Origin of the sequence: Photobacterium sp. WH24 (assembly GCF_019204055.1) — a bacterium.
GTDB lineage: Bacteria > Pseudomonadota > Gammaproteobacteria > Enterobacterales > Vibrionaceae > Photobacterium > Photobacterium arenosum.
In genome coordinates this window covers 41,325-58,127 of record NZ_JAGSOZ010000002.1, presented here as the reverse complement: position 1 = coordinate 58,127, position 16,803 = coordinate 41,325, and the positions used below count along the sequence as shown (strand labels likewise).

At 51.1% G+C, this 16,803-nt stretch carries 14 protein-coding genes and 2 tRNA genes; 14 read left to right on the top strand and 2 right to left on the bottom strand.

Annotated features, from left to right (window positions below; all coding sequences use genetic code 11):
• The first annotated feature begins 8 nt into the window (after positions 1-8).
• The 5 genes from fkpB to carB all read left to right on the top strand — a co-directional run bounded on the left by fkpB (position 9) and on the right by carB (position 7,368).
• Positions 9-443 carry an FKBP-type peptidyl-prolyl cis-trans isomerase gene (gene fkpB, locus KCG43_RS03595; protein WP_192015574.1) on the top strand — a complete coding sequence of 145 codons (435 nt, stop codon included), beginning with the start codon at positions 9-11 and terminating at the stop codon, positions 441-443.
• Positions 444-509: 66 nt separating this feature from the next.
• On the top strand, positions 510-1,460 hold the full coding sequence (gene ispH / locus KCG43_RS03590) for a 4-hydroxy-3-methylbut-2-enyl diphosphate reductase (RefSeq protein WP_192015575.1): 951 nt from the start codon (positions 510-512) through the stop codon (positions 1,458-1,460).
• 181 nt (positions 1,461-1,641) lie between these two features.
• On the top strand, positions 1,642-2,451 hold the full coding sequence (dapB, locus tag KCG43_RS03585; protein WP_218383383.1) for a 4-hydroxy-tetrahydrodipicolinate reductase: 810 nt from the start codon (positions 1,642-1,644) through the stop codon (positions 2,449-2,451).
• 530 nt (positions 2,452-2,981) lie between these two features.
• Positions 2,982-4,121, top strand: a complete 1,140-nt coding sequence (carA, locus tag KCG43_RS03580) for a glutamine-hydrolyzing carbamoyl-phosphate synthase small subunit (protein ID WP_218383381.1) — start codon at positions 2,982-2,984, stop codon at positions 4,119-4,121.
• Positions 4,122-4,137: 16 nt separating this feature from the next.
• Positions 4,138-7,368, top strand: coding sequence for a carbamoyl-phosphate synthase large subunit (gene carB / locus KCG43_RS03575; protein WP_192015577.1), 3,231 nt, complete (start codon positions 4,138-4,140; stop codon positions 7,366-7,368).
• Between the two features lie 98 nt (positions 7,369-7,466).
• Here the strand turns inward: carB and dacB are convergent, their stop codons facing one another.
• Positions 7,467-8,879: a serine-type D-Ala-D-Ala carboxypeptidase gene (gene dacB / locus KCG43_RS03570; protein WP_192015578.1), complete on the bottom strand. Its 1,413-nt coding sequence runs from the start codon at positions 8,877-8,879 to the stop codon at positions 7,467-7,469.
• A gap of 388 nt (positions 8,880-9,267) precedes the next feature.
• Between dacB and greA the strand changes: the two genes are divergently transcribed.
• Complete coding sequence (greA, locus tag KCG43_RS03565) at positions 9,268-9,741, top strand: transcription elongation factor GreA (protein ID WP_192015579.1); 474 nt, start codon at positions 9,268-9,270, stop codon at positions 9,739-9,741.
• Positions 9,742-9,826: 85 nt separating this feature from the next.
• Here greA and yhbY read toward each other — a convergent pair whose 3' ends face one another.
• Positions 9,827-10,123: a ribosome assembly RNA-binding protein YhbY gene (yhbY, locus tag KCG43_RS03560; protein ID WP_218383379.1), complete on the bottom strand. Its 297-nt coding sequence runs from the start codon at positions 10,121-10,123 to the stop codon at positions 9,827-9,829.
• Between the two features lie 179 nt (positions 10,124-10,302).
• Here yhbY and rlmE point away from each other — a divergent pair, with 179 nt between their 5' ends.
• The 8 genes from rlmE (at position 10,303) to rimP (ending at position 16,781) form a co-directional block, all read left to right on the top strand.
• On the top strand, positions 10,303-10,932 hold the full coding sequence (rlmE, locus tag KCG43_RS03555) for a 23S rRNA (uridine(2552)-2'-O)-methyltransferase RlmE (RefSeq protein ID WP_027253075.1): 630 nt from the start codon (positions 10,303-10,305) through the stop codon (positions 10,930-10,932).
• 50 nt (positions 10,933-10,982) lie between these two features.
• The gene (ftsH, locus tag KCG43_RS03550) at positions 10,983-12,941 is read left to right on the top strand and encodes an ATP-dependent zinc metalloprotease FtsH (RefSeq protein WP_192015580.1); all 1,959 of its coding nucleotides are present in this window, start codon (positions 10,983-10,985) and stop codon (positions 12,939-12,941) included.
• Positions 12,942-13,080: 139 nt separating this feature from the next.
• On the top strand, positions 13,081-13,941 hold the full coding sequence (folP, locus tag KCG43_RS03545; protein WP_218383369.1) for a dihydropteroate synthase: 861 nt from the start codon (positions 13,081-13,083) through the stop codon (positions 13,939-13,941).
• On the top strand, positions 13,934-15,271 hold the full coding sequence (glmM, locus tag KCG43_RS03540) for a phosphoglucosamine mutase (protein WP_192015582.1): 1,338 nt from the start codon (positions 13,934-13,936) through the stop codon (positions 15,269-15,271). Before folP ends, glmM begins: the two co-directional genes overlap by 8 nt.
• Positions 15,272-15,494: 223 nt before the next feature.
• The gene (gene secG, locus KCG43_RS03535; RefSeq protein WP_192015583.1) at positions 15,495-15,830 is read left to right on the top strand and encodes a preprotein translocase subunit SecG; all 336 of its coding nucleotides are present in this window, start codon (positions 15,495-15,497) and stop codon (positions 15,828-15,830) included.
• 11 nt (positions 15,831-15,841) lie between these two features.
• Positions 15,842-15,926: transfer RNA gene (locus KCG43_RS03530), tRNA-Leu, on the top strand.
• A gap of 60 nt (positions 15,927-15,986) precedes the next feature.
• Positions 15,987-16,063: transfer RNA gene (locus tag KCG43_RS03525), tRNA-Met, on the top strand.
• A 262-nt stretch (positions 16,064-16,325) separates the two neighbouring features.
• Positions 16,326-16,781 (top strand): ribosome maturation factor RimP, encoded by a 456-nt coding sequence (gene rimP / locus KCG43_RS03520; protein WP_192015584.1) that lies wholly within the window; start codon positions 16,326-16,328, stop codon positions 16,779-16,781.
• Positions 16,782-16,803: the final 22 nt, after the last annotated feature.

Here is a 16,803-nt window from a genome sequence, read left to right as displayed (position 1 = left end):
ATGTATGTATGTCGGTCATCACGCACAACAGTGAAGTTTTAATGCACTTTTCCATCAAGCTGGAAGACGGCTCTGTCGCTGAGTCTACTCAGTCTATGGGGAAACCGGCTAAGTTTCGTATGGGCGATGGCAGCCTGACTGACAACTTTGAACGTTGCCTGCTTGGCCTGGCGCAGGGCGAGAAAAACCAGTTTGTGCTTGAGCCGGAAGATGCATTCGGTATGCCGAACCCTGACAATATCCATCATGTTGATTTAACCCGCTTTGGCTCTGACGCTCCGGCAGAAGTCGGCGCTATCATTGCATTCAGCGGCCCGGACGGGCAGGATATCCCTGGTGTGATTACCGCTGTGGTCGGTGATTCTGTCACTGTTGATTTCAATCACCCGCTGGCCGGCCAGCGGGTGACCTTTGATGTTGAAGTGGTCGGCATCGAAGGGTAAACCCATATCCGCTCCTGGTCATCTTGAGATCAAGAGTGGAAGGATGAAGGTAAAGAGTCCTCAGATATGAAAATCGTACTTGCTAACCCTCGTGGTTTCTGTGCCGGTGTTGATCGGGCAATCAGTATCGTTGAGCGTGCGCTGGAGCTGTATCAGCCGCCTATTTACGTGCGCCATGAGGTGGTTCACAACCGGTTTGTGGTTGAAGGACTGAAACAGCGTGGGGCCGTCTTTGTCGAAGAGCTGAGCGAAGTGCCGGATGATAATATTGTTATTTTTTCTGCTCACGGAGTGTCTCAGGCCGTTCGTAATGAAGCTAAAGCACGTAAGTTAACCGTGTTTGATGCGACATGCCCTCTGGTCACCAAAGTCCATATGGAAGTGGCCCGCGCCAGTCGCCGCGATATGGAAGTGGTGTTGATCGGCCACGCCGGTCACCCTGAAGTCGAAGGGACTATGGGCCAGTACGCCAGCGATACGGGCGGTATGTACCTGGTTGAAACCCCGGTCGATGTTGACAAGCTGAAAACTGTGGTGAGAGATCCGGGTAACCTGCATTATGTTAGTCAGACGACTTTGTCGGTGGACGAAACCGCAGAGGTCATTGATCGCTTGCGACAGGTCTTTCCGGAGATTCAGGGACCGCGCAAAGATGACATCTGTTATGCAACCCAGAATCGCCAGGATGCCGTGCGTGAAATGGCCGCCAGCGTCGATGTGATGATAGTGGTGGGGTCAAAGAACTCCTCAAACTCCAATCGCCTGCGTGAATTAGCAGAAAAGCTGGGTACCCCAAGCTACCTGACGGACTGTGCCGAAGATGTTGATGCCAACTGGCTGACCGGCAAAACGAGTGTGGGCGTGACTGCGGGCGCCTCTGCGCCGGAAGCGCTGGTCAACCAGATTATCGCGCGAATTCAGGCTCTGGCCGGTGGCGAAGTGGAAGAGCTGAGCGGCCGCGAAGAAAATATGTTTTTTGAAGTGCCGCGCGAATTGCAGGTCAAAAATGTAGGCTGAGCAGCCCGTCGCAGGATTATTTATGGAACCCCGGTTATAACCGGGGTTTTTTTTCACCGTTATACAGGCTAGATTAATGGGCTGTTTATCTTTCATGGTCTTGGCGTGGTGTTGGCCGGTAAACCTGGCCCTGAAAGATAAACAGACCTTCATCTGCTGAATGTTTTAAGGAGAAACAGCTATGGTCAGAATCGCGATTGCCGGTGCGGCAGGGCGAATGGGACGCCAGTTACTGAAAGCGACAGCACAGTCTGGGCAGGCACAGGTGGGTGCGGCGACTGAGCGTCCTCAGAGCAGCTTGATCGGCGTTGATGCCGGTGAGCTGGCGGGTATTGGCAAGCTGGAAGTGGCTGTGGTCGATGATATTGAAAAAGCGATCAATGATTTTGATGTGCTGATTGATTTCACTGCGCCAGTTGCAACACTGGCGAATCTGGCGCTGTGCCAGCGCCATAATAAGAAAATTGTCATTGGGACAACCGGTTTTAGTGAAGAAGAAAAAGCCCGGATCGATGCAGCCGCCAGCCAGATAGCCGTTGTGATGGCCCCCAACTACAGTGTCGGCGTCAACCTGACGTTCAAGCTACTGGAGAAAGCGGCCAAGATCATGGGGGATTACTGTGATATCGAAATCATAGAAGCCCACCACAGACACAAAGTCGACGCGCCTTCCGGCACGGCGCTGGGCATGGGCGAGGCGATTGCCGGCGCAATGGGGAAAAAACTGAGCGATGTTGCTGTCTATGCCCGTGAAGGGATTACCGGTGAGCGCAGCCGTGATGAGATCGGCTTCGCGACGATTCGCGCCGGCGACATTATCGGCGAGCACACGGCTATGTTTGCTGATATTGGCGAGCGGGTCGAAATCACTCACAAAGCGACAGACCGCATGACATTTGCCAACGGTGCAGTCCGCGCGGCGGCTTGGCTGGATAAGCAACCGGCGGGTTTTTATACCATGCAGGATGTGCTTGGCCTGAACGATCTGTAACTCACTTCTGTCACACTGCAGCCGGTTCCGGCTGCAGTGTTCTGCTCAGTTCTCTGTTTTTAGTCTCCTTCATTTTGCATAAATCATCAAACTGAGCGAGAAAGCATTCTTGTTGTGCTCTTCACTGTAAATCCAAGGGTTTGCTTGCTTTTTTGTGTGCTTGTTGCGCCTTGACCCTTCCTGTGTGGTAAAAGTAGGTGTTATCTTGCCTGATTTTTATGGTTTATCCGTTTGATAATTTATAGTGAGTGTTTGGCTGGCTTGGCAAACGGTTGCCTGAACATGCAGCCCGGAAGGCCGATGGAAAAAGGCAGGAAAAGATATGCTTTCTCTGGTTTGGTGGCTTAAGCGGTCGGAGTGGTCGATATTTAAAATTTAATTTCCCTCTGTTGTTGACAGTTTGGGCATGGATCACTAGAATGCGCGCAATTTGTCAAAATTCGGCTTGACTGGGGTTTTGACTTTCTATGGAATGGGTAAATGCAATTTTATCTGTTTTATTTGCGTTTTTATGAAGATTGGAGGTTGTCTTGAACAAATCGGCGCTGTTAGTCCTTGAAGACGGGACTGTGTTCCACGGCGTACCCATCGGTGCAGATGGTTCGGCCGTTGGTGAAGTTGTTTTCAATACCTCGATGACGGGGTACCAGGAAATTCTCACTGACCCCTCTTACTCTCAACAGATTGTCACTCTTACTTATCCCCACATTGGCAATACCGGAACCAATTCCGAAGACGAAGAATCTACTGCAATCCACGCGCAAGGCCTGGTAATTCGCGACCTCCCTCTTATTGCTTCAAACTTCCGCTCCCAGCAGACACTGTCTGATTATCTGAAATCTCAAAATATTGTTGGTATCGCTGACATCGACACCCGTAAACTGACCCGTCTGCTGCGTGAGAAAGGTGCGCAGAATGGTTGCATCATGGCGGGCGACAATCTCGATGCGGCGCTGGCTCTGGAAAAAGCCAAAGCTTTTCCTGGCCTGAAAGGGATGGATCTGGCGAAGGTCGTGTCGACTAAAGAAAGCTACAGCTGGGCACAGGGTTCCTGGACGCTGGAAGGCGGGCTGCCGGAAGCTAAAGAGGCCGGTGAGTTACCTTACCACGTAGTGGCTTATGACTTCGGTGCCAAGCGTAATATCCTGCGCATGCTGGTTGACCGTGGTTGCCGCCTGACGGTCGTTCCGGCAGAAACCTCAGCAGAAGAAGTGCTGGCGATGAATCCGGATGGTGTTTTCCTGTCGAATGGCCCGGGCGACCCGGAGCCTTGCACTTACGCGATTGAAGCGACGAAAACATTTCTGGACAAAGGCCTGCCTGTGTTTGGCATCTGCCTGGGGCACCAGATCCTGGCGCTGGCAAGCGGTGCCAAGACGGTGAAAATGAAATTTGGTCACCATGGTGCCAACCACCCGGTCAAAGATCTGGACCGTAATGTTGTGATGATCACCAGCCAGAACCACGGTTTTGCGGCTGATGAAGACACACTGCCAGATAACCTGCGTGCCACCCACAAGTCGCTGTTCGATGGCTCCCTGCAGGGCATCCACCGTACCGACAAACCGGCTTTCAGCTTCCAGGGTCACCCTGAAGCCAGCCCGGGTCCGCACGATGCGGCACCACTTTTTGACCACTTTATCGACCTGATTAAACAGCACAGCGCCTAAGCCGGAGTAGTAAACGATGCCAAAACGTACTGACATACAAAGTGTTCTGATTCTGGGTGCCGGTCCTATCGTGATTGGCCAGGCGTGTGAGTTCGACTATTCAGGTGCTCAAGCGTGTAAAGCGCTGCGTGAGGAAGGTTACCGCGTTATCCTGGTGAACTCGAACCCGGCCACTATCATGACCGATCCGGAAATGGCGGATGCGACATATATTGAGCCTATCCACTGGGAAGTTGTACGCAAGATCATTGAAAAAGAGCGTCCAGATGCGGTCCTGCCGACTATGGGCGGCCAGACTGCACTGAACTGTGCGCTGGATCTGGAGCGTCACGGCGTACTGGCCGAATTCGGCGTAGAAATGATTGGTGCAACGGCTGATGCGATCGACAAAGCCGAAGACCGTTCACGCTTTGATAAAGCCATGAAGTCGATTGGTCTGGAGTGTCCGCGCGCCGATACCGCGAAAACCATGGAAGAAGCCTACAAAGTCCTCGATATGGTCGGCTTCCCCTGTATCATCCGTCCGTCTTTCACCATGGGTGGTACAGGCGGTGGTATCGCCTATAACAAAGAAGAATTTGAAGAAATTTGTCGCCGTGGTCTGGATTTATCACCGACCAATGAACTGCTGATTGACGAGTCCCTGATTGGCTGGAAAGAGTACGAGATGGAAGTGGTTCGTGATAAGAACGACAACTGCATCATCGTCTGCGCCATTGAAAACTTCGATCCAATGGGTATTCACACCGGTGACTCCATCACAGTTGCGCCTGCCCAGACGCTGACGGACAAAGAATACCAGCTGATGCGTAATGCGTCGCTGGCGGTACTGCGCGAAATCGGCGTGGAAACCGGTGGCTCAAACGTCCAGTTCGGTATTAATCCGAAAGATGGCCGTATGGTTATCATTGAGATGAACCCGCGTGTTTCCCGCTCGTCAGCCCTGGCTTCGAAAGCGACCGGCTTCCCGATTGCCAAAGTGGCCGCCAAGCTGGCGATAGGTTTCACGCTGGATGAGCTGATGAACGACATCACGGGTGGCGCAACACCGGCCTCGTTCGAACCAACCATAGACTACGTTGTTACTAAGATCCCACGCTTCAACTTTGAAAAGTTCGCAGGTGCCAACGATCGTCTGACGACTCAGATGAAATCTGTTGGTGAAGTGATGGCCATCGGCCGTAACCAGCAGGAATCACTGCAAAAAGCACTGCGTGGCCTGGAAGTGGGTGCCAACGGCTTTGATGAAATGGTGGATCTGGACGATCCTGAAGCGCTGACTAAAATTCGCCACGAGCTGAAAGAAGCCGGTGCTGAGCGTATCTGGTATATCGCTGATGCCTTCCGTGCCGGGCTGTCTGTGGATGGCGTCTTTAATCTGACCAATGTCGACCGCTGGTTCCTGGTACAGATCGAAGAGATCGTCCAAATGGAAGCCAAGGTCAAAGAAGATGGTTTTGCGGGTCTGACCGGCGATTTCCTGCGTAAACTGAAGCGCAAAGGCTTCTCGGATGCCCGACTGGCTAAACTGCTGGGTGTGGCTGAGCTGGAAATTCGCAAAGAACGTGACCGTCACGATATTCACCCTGTTTATAAGCGTGTGGATACCTGTGCGGCTGAGTTCTCTTCAGACACAGCTTACATGTACTCGTCTTATGACGAAGAGTGTGAAGCCAACCCGACTGATCGTGACAAGATTATGGTGCTGGGTGGTGGTCCAAACCGTATCGGGCAGGGTATCGAATTCGATTACTGCTGCGTACACGCATCGCTGGCCCTGCGCGAAGACGGTTACGAAACCATCATGGTGAACTGTAACCCTGAGACAGTTTCCACTGATTACGACACCTCGGATCGTCTGTATTTTGAGCCGGTTACGCTGGAAGATGTACTGGCTATCGTGCGTGTTGAGAAGCCTAAAGGTGTCATCGTTCAGTACGGTGGCCAAACGCCACTCAAACTGGCGCGTGCACTGGAAGCGGCAGGTGTGCCAATTATTGGTACCAGCCCTGATGCGATTGACCGCGCCGAAGACCGTGAACGTTTCCAGGCCGCTGTTGAGCGCCTGGGCCTGAAGCAGCCGGAAAATGCGACAGTAACAGCGATGGAACAGGCTATTGAGAAATCGAAAGATATCGGTTTCCCGTTGGTGGTGCGTCCTTCGTATGTACTGGGCGGTCGTGCGATGGAAATCGTGTACGACGAAAATGACTTGCGCCGTTATTTCAACGAAGCGGTCAGCGTCTCGAACGAATCGCCTGTGCTGCTGGATCGCTTCCTGGATGATGCCACGGAAGTGGATGTGGATGCCATCTGTGACGGCGAGCGTGTGGTGATCGGCGGTATCATGGAGCATATCGAGCAAGCGGGTGTTCACTCAGGTGATTCAGCCTGCTCGCTGCCTGCATATACCCTGAGCCAGGAAATTCAGGATGAAATGCGTCGTCAGGTTGAGAAGCTGGCCTTTGAGTTGGGTGTTCGCGGCCTGATGAATACCCAGTTTGCAGTTAAAGACAACGAAGTGTACCTGATTGAAGTTAACCCTCGTGCCGCACGGACTGTACCTTTTGTCTCCAAAGCAACGGGTGCACCACTGGCGAAAATTGCCGCGCGTGTGATGGCCGGTCAGACACTGGAACAACAAGGTTTCACTAAGGAAATCATTCCTCCTTACTACTCAGTGAAGGAAGTGGTGCTGCCTTTCAACAAGTTCCCGGGTGTCGACCCGCTGCTTGGTCCGGAAATGCGCTCGACCGGCGAAGTGATGGGTGTGGGTGATACGTTCGCAGAAGCTTTCGCCAAGGCTGAACTGGGCTGTGGCAAAGAGCACAGCCGTGAAAATGCCGGCCGCGCACTGCTGTCTGTCCGTAATAATGACAAACGCCGTGTGGTCGACCTGGCTGCTAAGCTGGTGAAGCTGGGTTACGAGCTGGATGCGACCCACGGTACTGCGGTGATTCTGGGCGAAGCGGGGATTAATCCACGCCTGGTGAACAAGGTGCATGAAGGCCGTCCTCATATTCTTGACCGTATCAAGAACAACGAGTACAGCTATATCATCAACACCGCAGAAGGCCGTCAGGCGATTGAAGATTCTAAAGTGTTGCGCCGCGGTGCCTTGCTGGAGAAGGTGAATTACACCACTACCCTGAATGCTGCGTTTGCCACTTGTATGGCACTGACTGCGGATGACCGTAATAAGGTGACCTCAGTGCAAGAGCTTCACGCAAGACTGAACAAGGCTTAACAGCGCCCTGACAAAGTAATAAGAAGCCCGTCGTTGTGAAACGACGGGCTTTTTTGTGCCATTCAGAATGGCAGCTCGCGGCTCAAGCTTGTATCTGGTTAAAACGATTCATACAGATCTGTATATAACTGACGTTCGAATCTGAAAATTTCCGGCATGACAGCTGGGGCATCTTCTGTTTTTTCTGGTGGCAGATAGTTAGTGACAAACTGAACAAATAATAAAGGTTTGCCGGATTTGGCTGTCATCACGCCGGCTAAATTGAAAGTGCCGTAGAGAGAACCCGATTTAGCGGCCAGTCGACTTTTCAGCGGCTCATGCCGGATACTCTGGCGGTAACGCAGGGTGCCCGATTCGCCAGAAACGGGCAAATCAGCAAGCAAGTTCAGGCTGTCATTATGCTGGTAGATGTAAGTCATTACTTTCATCATATCACTGGCCATGATGCGGTTGTCCCGGGATAAGCCAGAACCGTCGGCCAGCACCGCCCGGCTCAGATCGATGCCGGTATGCTCAGCTATGATCTGCTTGATTGCTTCAGTGCCATTGTGAAAACTGCCCGGTTGATCATAGAAGCGCTGCCCCAGGGTTTTGGCAAGGTTATCGGCAATCAGGTTGTCAGAATCTTCCAGCATAATTTTCAGCAATGCCGGTAAGGGTGCAGAGCTGTGACTGGTGATCTGCTGGCCTGTTTGAGTATCATCGCGCAGGATTTCGCCATCAAAAGCTATGCCTCTTCTGTCGAGCTCTTGCAATAGCACATCGCGGACATAGGCCTCGGTATCCACGACCGCAAAATTCAGCGGCAAGGGCTTGTCCCGCTGCGGCAGGCAGCCGTTGAGCTGGTAATGGTTGCCAGGCTGGGTTTGCAGCTCCAAAGAACAGAAGGTGGATTTTTGCTGCGCTTTGCTGACGACTTTGGCAAAGCTGGTGGCACTGACTGGCTGATGGGCAGGGATATGAAGCCGGGTCGGCTGGCCTAGTGGCCGGTCACTGTATAAGGCCGCCTGAACACAGTTGTGTTCCAGAGTGATACTGCTGGCCGGGGCACTGTAACAGACGCCAAGGCTATCCCAGGGCCAGCCGGATGCTTGTTCGTAGCCGGTAAACTGGCTGCCGTTGAGGTAGATATTCCCTTTGATGCGATGTACACCTTTTTGCTTCAAAGCGTGCAGCATAGCAGCAAGATCTCCACGCGATAGCGTTGGATCGCCACTGAAGCGGATAATATAGTGCTCTTTGTTCTGCTCTAGCCGAGTAGTAAAACGAAAGTTTTGATCCAGGTACAGTCTGGCAGCTAAGGCCGTCAGCAGTTTCTGAGTGCTGGCGGGAGCCTGCAATTGTTCAGCACGCTGGCTGAAAATGGCGTTGCCCGTTGCCGGGTCAGTAATAATGAGAGCCAGATCATGCCCTGAGGGGAGTGATGTCATCGCCACATCAGGAGAAAATTCGGCAAATACCGAATGGGATAACACGAGTGCAGCGAGAAATAAGCCAACTTTCTTTTTCATAATGGTGAAGAGCCGTTGTAAACCTAACTGGCAATCATAGGGGGTAAGAGAGCAGAGTGGCAATGAAAGTTCGTTAATATCCTGTAAGATATATTTTCCTATTCCGAATACCATCGTGCTTGTGCAGCAGGGAGCTCAGGCAAAAGCAGCTTCTGGCGGCCGCACTGCGAAATTGTGCAGGGCTGCAAGCAACGTAATATGATGGATAGACAGCGACTAAACCGCAAGCTGTAGACAGAGGTTGCATCCGAGGTCGTGTATTAGGTATCTTGTTAGGCAGAAAAGCCGTTTCTTCTATTCATGCGTTAGCCCAGACTTGTGCTGGGCTGGCTTTTTTTTTGTCCGAAAAGCAATCCTGCTTTTCTGGCGTTTCGAGGTAGATTACTTTATGGAAAAGATCCCAATGACAGTCCGCGGCGAACAGCAGCTGCGTCAAGAGCTGGACGCCTTGATGAAACGTCGTCCACAGATTACAGAGGCCATTGCTGAAGCTCGTGAGCTGGGTGACCTGAAAGAGAATGCGGAGTATCACGCGGCCCGAGAGGAGCAGGGGATCTGTGAAGCACAGATTCGCGATATTGAGTATAAGTTGTCTGTTGCTCAGGTTATTGATGTCACTAAGATGACGAATCACGGAAAAGTGATTTTTGGCTCCACAGTGACTTTGCTGGATGTGAATACTGACGGTGAAGTGACTTACTGCATCGTAGGGGATGATGAAGCTGATATTAAGAAAGGTCTGATTTCGGTTAATTCGCCAATTGCCCGTGGTTTGATTGGTAAACAGGAAGGTGATGAAGTCAGTATTGCCACGCCTGGCGGCCGAAAAGAGTTTGAGATCGAAAAGGTCGAGTACGTTTAATGGTCAGGGCCTGGTGCTTTATTGTTAATAAATGTAACAGCAACCGGGCCTTGAAAAGTAAAAAAGGCCGCGTTGGCGGCCTTTTTTATTTGCGGGGAAGTTCGATTTTCCTGTCTTCCGACTGACGGTACAGCACCAGGATATTACCGATAACCTGTACCTTTTCAGCCTGAGTTTCACGAACGATGGCATCAACAATCAACAGCTTGGTTTCGCGCTCTTCAGCGGCAACCTTCACCTTGATCAGTTCATGGTGGTTCAGGGACAGTTCGATTTCAGACAGCACGGCTTCAGTCAGGCCGTTGGCGCCCATCAGGACTACAGGCTTGAGGCTGTGAGCAAGGCCTTTCAGGTATTGCTTCTGTTTGGTGCTTAGATTCATGGTGACTCAATATCTATAACAAGGGTTGAAAACAGGGTATTCTAACGCCATCTAGTCAATATGACTAACGTTGTTTCGTTACGCTGGTGTTCCTGCCAACTCTGGGCCACAGTAAAAGTAGTACTGCTGAACCAGAACGGGAACCATCGGCTGTTGGGTTGATTCGCATTGGGTAATGCATGAGTAAAAAGAAACATTCTGCCAGTTCTGGACGCTGGCTGAAGGAACATTTTGATGATAAGTATGTCATGGAAGCCCAGAAAAAGGGTTACCGTTCCCGAGCCATTTTCAAACTGGAGGAAATCCAGAGCAAAGATAAGTTGTTAAAACCAGGGATGACAGTTGTCGATCTGGGTGCTGCACCCGGGGGCTGGTCTCAGTATGCGGCCAGTGTTGTTGGCGATTCAGGGCAAGTGATTGCCTGTGATATTCTGCCAATGGATTCCCTGCCTGGTGTGAGCTTTTTACAGGGCGACTTCCGTGAAGAAGCTGTGCTGGATGCATTACTTGAGCGAATTCAGCCTGATATGGTTGATGTTGTTTTGTCTGACATGGCGCCGAACATGAGCGGCAATCTGGCGTCAGATCAGCCTAGAGCAATGTATCTTGTTGAACTAGCATTAGATATGTGCAGGCAGGTGCTTGCGCCCAATGGAAGTTTTGCGGTAAAAGTTTTCCAGGGCGAAGGCTTCGATCAGTATCTGGCTGAGGTGCGCAGCATGTTCAAGGCAGTTAAAATCCGTAAACCAGACTCATCCAGGGATCGCTCCCGTGAAGTCTATATTGTGGCTACAGGTTATAAACTGTAGTACCCTACATTCATCTTTAAAGTTATCGCGAGGTTAACACCTTGAGTGACATGGCAAAAAACTTGATTTTGTGGTTAGTCATCGCCGTGGTGCTGATGTCTGTTTTTCAGAGCTTCGGTCCGGGAGATAGTGCTGGCCGTCAAGTCGACTATACGACTTTTGTCCGGGAAATCGGTCAGGATCAGATTAGGGAAGTACGGTTCAGTGATCGTGAAATTACGGTATTTAAGCGTGATAACACCCGTTATGTGACTTACTTGCCTGTCCTGAATGATCAGAAATTGCTGGACGATCTGATTAATGCCAACGTAAAAGTGGTTGGGACACCACCGGAAGAGCCGAGCTTACTGGCTTCTATCTTCATATCCTGGTTCCCGATGCTGTTACTGATCGGGGTCTGGATTTTCTTTATGCGCCAGATGCAGGGCGGAGGTGGCAAAGGTGCCATGTCGTTCGGCAAATCTAAAGCACGCATGATGAGTGAAGACCAGATTAAAACAACGTTCAACGACGTTGCCGGCTGCGATGAAGCCAAAGAAGACGTGAAAGAGCTGGTGGATTACCTGCGTGATCCTAGCCGCTTCCAGAAACTGGGTGGTAAAATTCCAACCGGTGTGCTGATGGTAGGTCCTCCTGGTACGGGTAAAACCTTACTGGCCAAAGCCATCGCCGGTGAAGCGAAAGTCCCTTTCTTTACTATCTCTGGTTCTGACTTCGTCGAAATGTTTGTCGGTGTGGGTGCATCCCGTGTCCGTGACATGTTTGAACAGGCTAAGAAAGCGGCACCTTGTATTATTTTCATCGATGAAATTGATGCAGTAGGTCGACAGCGTGGTGCGGGCGTTGGTGGTGGTCACGATGAACGTGAGCAGACACTTAACCAGATGCTGGTGGAAATGGATGGTTTCGAAGGTCACGAAGGTATTATCGTGATTGCAGCTACCAACCGACCAGATGTTCTGGACCCGGCCCTGTTGCGTCCTGGTCGTTTCGACCGTCAGGTCGTTGTCGGTCTGCCCGATGTGCGTGGCCGTGAACAAATCCTGAAAGTGCACATGCGCAAGGTACCGCTGGATGGGGATGTTGAACCATCACTGATTGCCCGTGGTACGCCAGGTTTCTCTGGTGCTGATCTGGCCAACCTGGTGAATGAAGCGGCGCTGTTTGCTGCCCGTGGCAACAAGCGTACTGTGTCTATGGTGGAATTCGAACTGGCGAAAGACAAGATCATGATGGGCGCTGAGCGTAAATCTATGGTGATGTCTGAAGAGCAGAAAGAATCGACTGCTTATCACGAAGCGGGCCATGCCATTATTGGCCGACTGGTACCGGATCATGACCCGGTTTATAAAGTGTCCATTATCCCTCGGGGTCGGGCACTGGGTGTGACCATGTACCTGCCGGAGCAGGATCGCGTCAGCCACTCCAAAGAGTATCTGGAGTCGATGATTTCCAGCCTGTACGGTGGCCGACTGGCAGAAGAGCTGATCTACGGGGTAGAAAAAGTCTCTACCGGTGCATCAAACGACATTGAGCGTGCGACTGATATTGCTCGTAAAATGGTTACTCAGTGGGGCTTCTCGGATAAATTGGGTCCTCTGCTGTACGCGGAAGATGAGGGTGAAGTATTCCTGGGTCGTTCAGTGACTAAGACAAAACACATGTCTGATGATACTGCGCGTACTATTGATACTGAAGTTCGTGCCATTATCGACCGTAACTATGAGCGAGCGCGTGAAATCCTGGCGGGTAATATGGATATTCTTCACTCAATGAAAGATGCATTGATGAAGTATGAGACCATAGATGCGGGTCAGCTTGACGACCTGATGGAGCGTAAATCTGAAATTCGCGCACCAAAAGGCTGGGGTGACAAAGATGACACCCTGAAAGCGGAAGCTCCTGAGTCACAAGACAAAGCCAATGATGCGGCAAGCGACAAGCCGGCTGAGAAGCCTGAGCAGGTTCAGCCACACCACAGCGAAGAAAATGATAAACCGCAGGCCTGATGCCTGGCGGTGAATATAAAACCCCGGGGTGACTCGGGGTTTTTTGTTTCTGCTGTGTCAGATATTCTCAGTTCAGTTGTAAAGAAACAAGCGAGCCTCGGTATAGTATGAGCGCTCCCCCAGTCAGGAGTAATGGGCCTTGTTACTGAAAAGCAAAGAAAAAATATTAGACCTTTCTTATCCTCATGCCATGGGAATCCTCAATTTCACCCCGGATTCATTTTCTGATGGCGGTAAATTCAATCAGTTGGACGACGCCTTAAGACATGTTGAAGACATGCTGGCCGTCGGAACCAGTATCATTGATATTGGCGGTGAATCGACCCGACCCGGTGCGGCCGATGTGTTAGTCGCGGAAGAGCTCGACCGTGTTGTGCCTATTGTGGAAGCAATTGCCCAGCGATTTGATTGCTGGATCTCAGTGGATACCAGTAAAGCGCAAGTAATGACTGAAACCGTCAATGCCGGGGCCGATTTAATTAATGATATTCGCGCACTGCTTGAGCCGGGTGCAATGGAAGCCGCTGCGGCTGCCGGTGTTCCTATTTGTTTAATGCATATGCAGGGCCAACCGCGTACAATGCAACATCAGCCGCATTATGATGACCTGCTGTCAGATGTGAATACGTTTCTTTCGGAGCGCATTCAAGCCTGTGAAAAAGCCGGTATTCGTCGTGATCAACTGTTGCTGGATCCTGGGTACGGTTTTGGTAAAACCCTGGAACACAATTATCAGTTGCTGGCACATTTGGAGCAGTTCCATCAGTTTGGCTTACCGCTGCTGGTAGGAATGTCCAGAAAATCCATGATTTGTAAATTACTGAATAAAACACCTGCGGAAGCACTGGCAGGGAGCCTGGCCTGCGCTGCCATTGCAGCGATGAAAGGCGCCCAGATTATCCGTGTCCATGATACCCGTGAAACACAGGATGTACTGGCTGTCTGCCGTATGACGCTTGAACAGGAAAATAAAGCGCTAGGAGCGAATATTAATGGCTGAACGTAAATATTTCGGCACCGATGGTGTCCGTGGCCGTGTTGGCCAGTCACCCATCACCCCTGAGTTTGTATTGAAACTGGGCTGGGCGGCGGGCCGCGTGTTGTCACAGCAGGGCACTAAAAAAGTCATTATTGGAAAAGACACACGTATTTCCGGTTATATGCTGGAATCTGCACTGGAAGCCGGTTTGGCCGCCGCTGGTTTGCAGGCCGCATTTACCGGGCCAATGCCGACACCTGCCGTGGCCTATCTGACGCGGACATTTCGTGCTGAAGCTGGCATTGTGATTTCGGCCTCTCATAACCCGTATTATGACAACGGTATCAAGTTCTTCTCATCTGAAGGGACCAAACTGCCTGACGCTGTAGAAGCGGCCATCGAAGCTGAAATGGATAAAGAACTGGTCTGTGTCGAATCTGCCAGCCTCGGCAAAGCCTATCGGATTAACGATGCGGCCGGCCGTTACATCGAATTTTGCAAGGGAACGTTTCCATCCCATTTGAGCCTGGAAGGCTATAAGGTTGTTGTCGACTGCGCTCACGGTGCCACTTATCACATTGCGCCGAACGTCTTTCGCGAGCTGGGTGCGGAAGTGATCACACTGGGCTGCGAGCCAAATGGTATTAATATCAACGCCGAGGTCGGGGCTACGGATGTGCGCGCCTTGCAGGCTAAAGTCCTGCAGGAAAAAGCGGATTTCGGTATTGCACTGGACGGTGATGGTGACCGGGTGATCATGGTCGATGAAGACGGTAACAAGGTCGACGGTGACCAGATTGCGTATATCATTGCCCGTGATGCATTGCGTCGTGGCGAGCTGAAAGGGGGCGTCGTAGGTACATTAATGACAAACCTGGGGATGGAGCTGGCGCTGAAAAATCTGGGTATCCCGTTTGTTCGCGCTCAGGTCGGCGATCGCTATGTGATGGAAGAGCTGGTTAAAAACCAGTGGACCATTGGCGCGGAAAACTCTGGCCATGTCATAGTGCTGGACAAAGTGACGACAGGTGACGGCATAGTGGCTGGCCTGCAGGTGATGGCCTCAATTGTCAGCAGTAAATTGTCACTCAAAACCTTGTGTGAAGGGCTGACAATGTTCCCGCAAGTGCTGGAAAATGTCCGTTTCGCTGGCGATTCCAACCCATTGGAATCTGAGGCGGTACTGAGCGCAAAAGCAGCCGCAGAAGCGAAACTCGGTGAGCGTGGTCGCGTATTATTGCGTAAATCTGGTACTGAGCCGCTCATTCGTGTCATGGTTGAAGGTGAAGACGGTACTCTGGTGAGTGATTCGGCCTTGTCGATTGCTGCTGCTGTGAAAGAGTGCTGTTAACAGCTTGCCTTGAAAGGGATTCCGGTTTGTCAGTCTTTAACCGGAATCCTTATCTGAAAACTGTTTATTTATTACACAAGCGATTCATCAATCACTACATTCTGAGAAAAATCGCTTGTCACTCCTGTCGGCATTCGCTAGTATTCCCTCGCTCCTGACAAAGGGGTGCGCTGGCACTGCTGTTGCAAAGCCGGCACAACACTATGGAACATAGGTGGAACCCATGTACGAAATTCTACTTGTGATTTATCTGTTGGCTGCGCTTGGTGTAATTGGCCTGGTTCTGGTTCAACAGGGTAAAGGCGCAGATATGGGAGCCTCATTCGGGGCTGGTGCATCAGGAACTTTGTTCGGTGCCAGCGGCTCTGGTAATTTTTTGACCCGAATGACTGCAATTTTTGCAACTGTATTTTTTGTGATCAGCTTGGTTCTGGGCAATTTAAGCGCAAAACAAGCGGATGCAACAAGTGGCTGGGAAAACTTAAGTGCCCCAGCACAACAAGAACAAGCTGTTGATACAACTGAGCAAGCGCCTGTAAATAGCGATATTCCTCAGTAATTAACAGATTTGCCGAGATGGTGAAATTGGTAGACACGCTAGCATGAGGTGCTAGTGCCGTAAGGTGTAGGGGTTCAAGTCCCCTTCTCGGCACCATTGTTTCCGTTACTTGAAAGAGTAACCACTGAGAGATATAATCGCTCTCAGAATTACGGACGCGGGGTGGAGCAGCTTGGTAGCTCGTCGGGCTCATAACCCGAAGGTCGTCGGTTCAAATCCGGCCCCCGCAACCAACTTGGACGAAGGTTTGAGTTATTTTCTCAGGCCATCGATGGATTGCCGCCCAGATTAAACCGGCGCCATAACCGAGTTTTGAAAGACGACGATTCCCGGAACAGAATCGATTTCGTTTTTCTGCTATAACCTTAAGAGGTTTTAGCTATCAGGGTCCAGAGATAATAAACCCCGTAATTCGGGGTTTTTTATTATCTGAAACATGACCATTCAGGTATCTACTGGGCTTTAATGCCCTTTTTTTGTTTCCAGGGGGTTGTCTTGACCGCTTTAGAGATGCAACTAACTGAACTACTGGACGCGCCAGTTACTGCCTTGGGCTATGAACTGGTGGGTCTGGAGTTTATTCGTGCGGGTGAACATTCCACGTTGCGTGTGTTCATTGACCACGAAAACGGTATCACAGTCGATGATTGTGCCGACGTGAGCCGTCAGATCAGTGCAGTGATGGATGTTGAAGATCCTATTACTGTTGCTTATAACCTGGAGGTTTCTTCCCCGGGTCTGGAACGTCCGCTGTTCAGAGCGGCACATTATGAGCAGTTTATTGGCCACGAGGTCAGCCTGGTCCTGAAAATGGCGATGAACAATCGCCGTAAGTGGAAAGGTGACATTGTTGCCGTTGACGGTGAGCTAGTCACGTTGAACGTGAAAGGCGATGAAGAAACCTTTGCGCTTAGCAATATTGCCAAAGCCAACCTGGTTCCAAAATTCTAACCGCTAAATTGGGGCATTAGAA

What these genes read in the sequence shown, in the direction of transcription:
- glmM (WP_192015582.1), top strand. Translation starts at nt 13,934, where the DNA reads ATGGCTGAACGTAAATATTTCGGCACCGATGGTGTCCGTGGCCGTGTT.
- ftsH (WP_192015580.1), top strand. Translation starts at nt 10,983, where the DNA reads ATGGCAAAAAACTTGATTTTGTGGTTAGTCATCGCCGTGGTGCTGATG.
- dacB (WP_192015578.1), bottom strand. Translation starts at nt 8,879, where the DNA reads ATGAAAAAGAAAGTTGGCTTATTTCTCGCTGCACTCGTGTTATCCCAT.
- rlmE (WP_027253075.1), top strand. Translation starts at nt 10,303, where the DNA reads ATGAGTAAAAAGAAACATTCTGCCAGTTCTGGACGCTGGCTGAAGGAA.
- carB (WP_192015577.1), top strand. Translation starts at nt 4,138, where the DNA reads ATGCCAAAACGTACTGACATACAAAGTGTTCTGATTCTGGGTGCCGGT.
- dapB (WP_218383383.1), top strand. Translation starts at nt 1,642, where the DNA reads ATGGTCAGAATCGCGATTGCCGGTGCGGCAGGGCGAATGGGACGCCAG.
- greA (WP_192015579.1), top strand. Translation starts at nt 9,268, where the DNA reads ATGGAAAAGATCCCAATGACAGTCCGCGGCGAACAGCAGCTGCGTCAA.
- ispH (WP_192015575.1), top strand. Translation starts at nt 510, where the DNA reads ATGAAAATCGTACTTGCTAACCCTCGTGGTTTCTGTGCCGGTGTTGAT.
- secG (WP_192015583.1), top strand. Translation starts at nt 15,495, where the DNA reads ATGTACGAAATTCTACTTGTGATTTATCTGTTGGCTGCGCTTGGTGTA.
- fkpB (WP_192015574.1), top strand. Translation starts at nt 9, where the DNA reads ATGTCGGTCATCACGCACAACAGTGAAGTTTTAATGCACTTTTCCATC.
- yhbY (WP_218383379.1), bottom strand. Translation starts at nt 10,123, where the DNA reads ATGAATCTAAGCACCAAACAGAAGCAATACCTGAAAGGCCTTGCTCAC.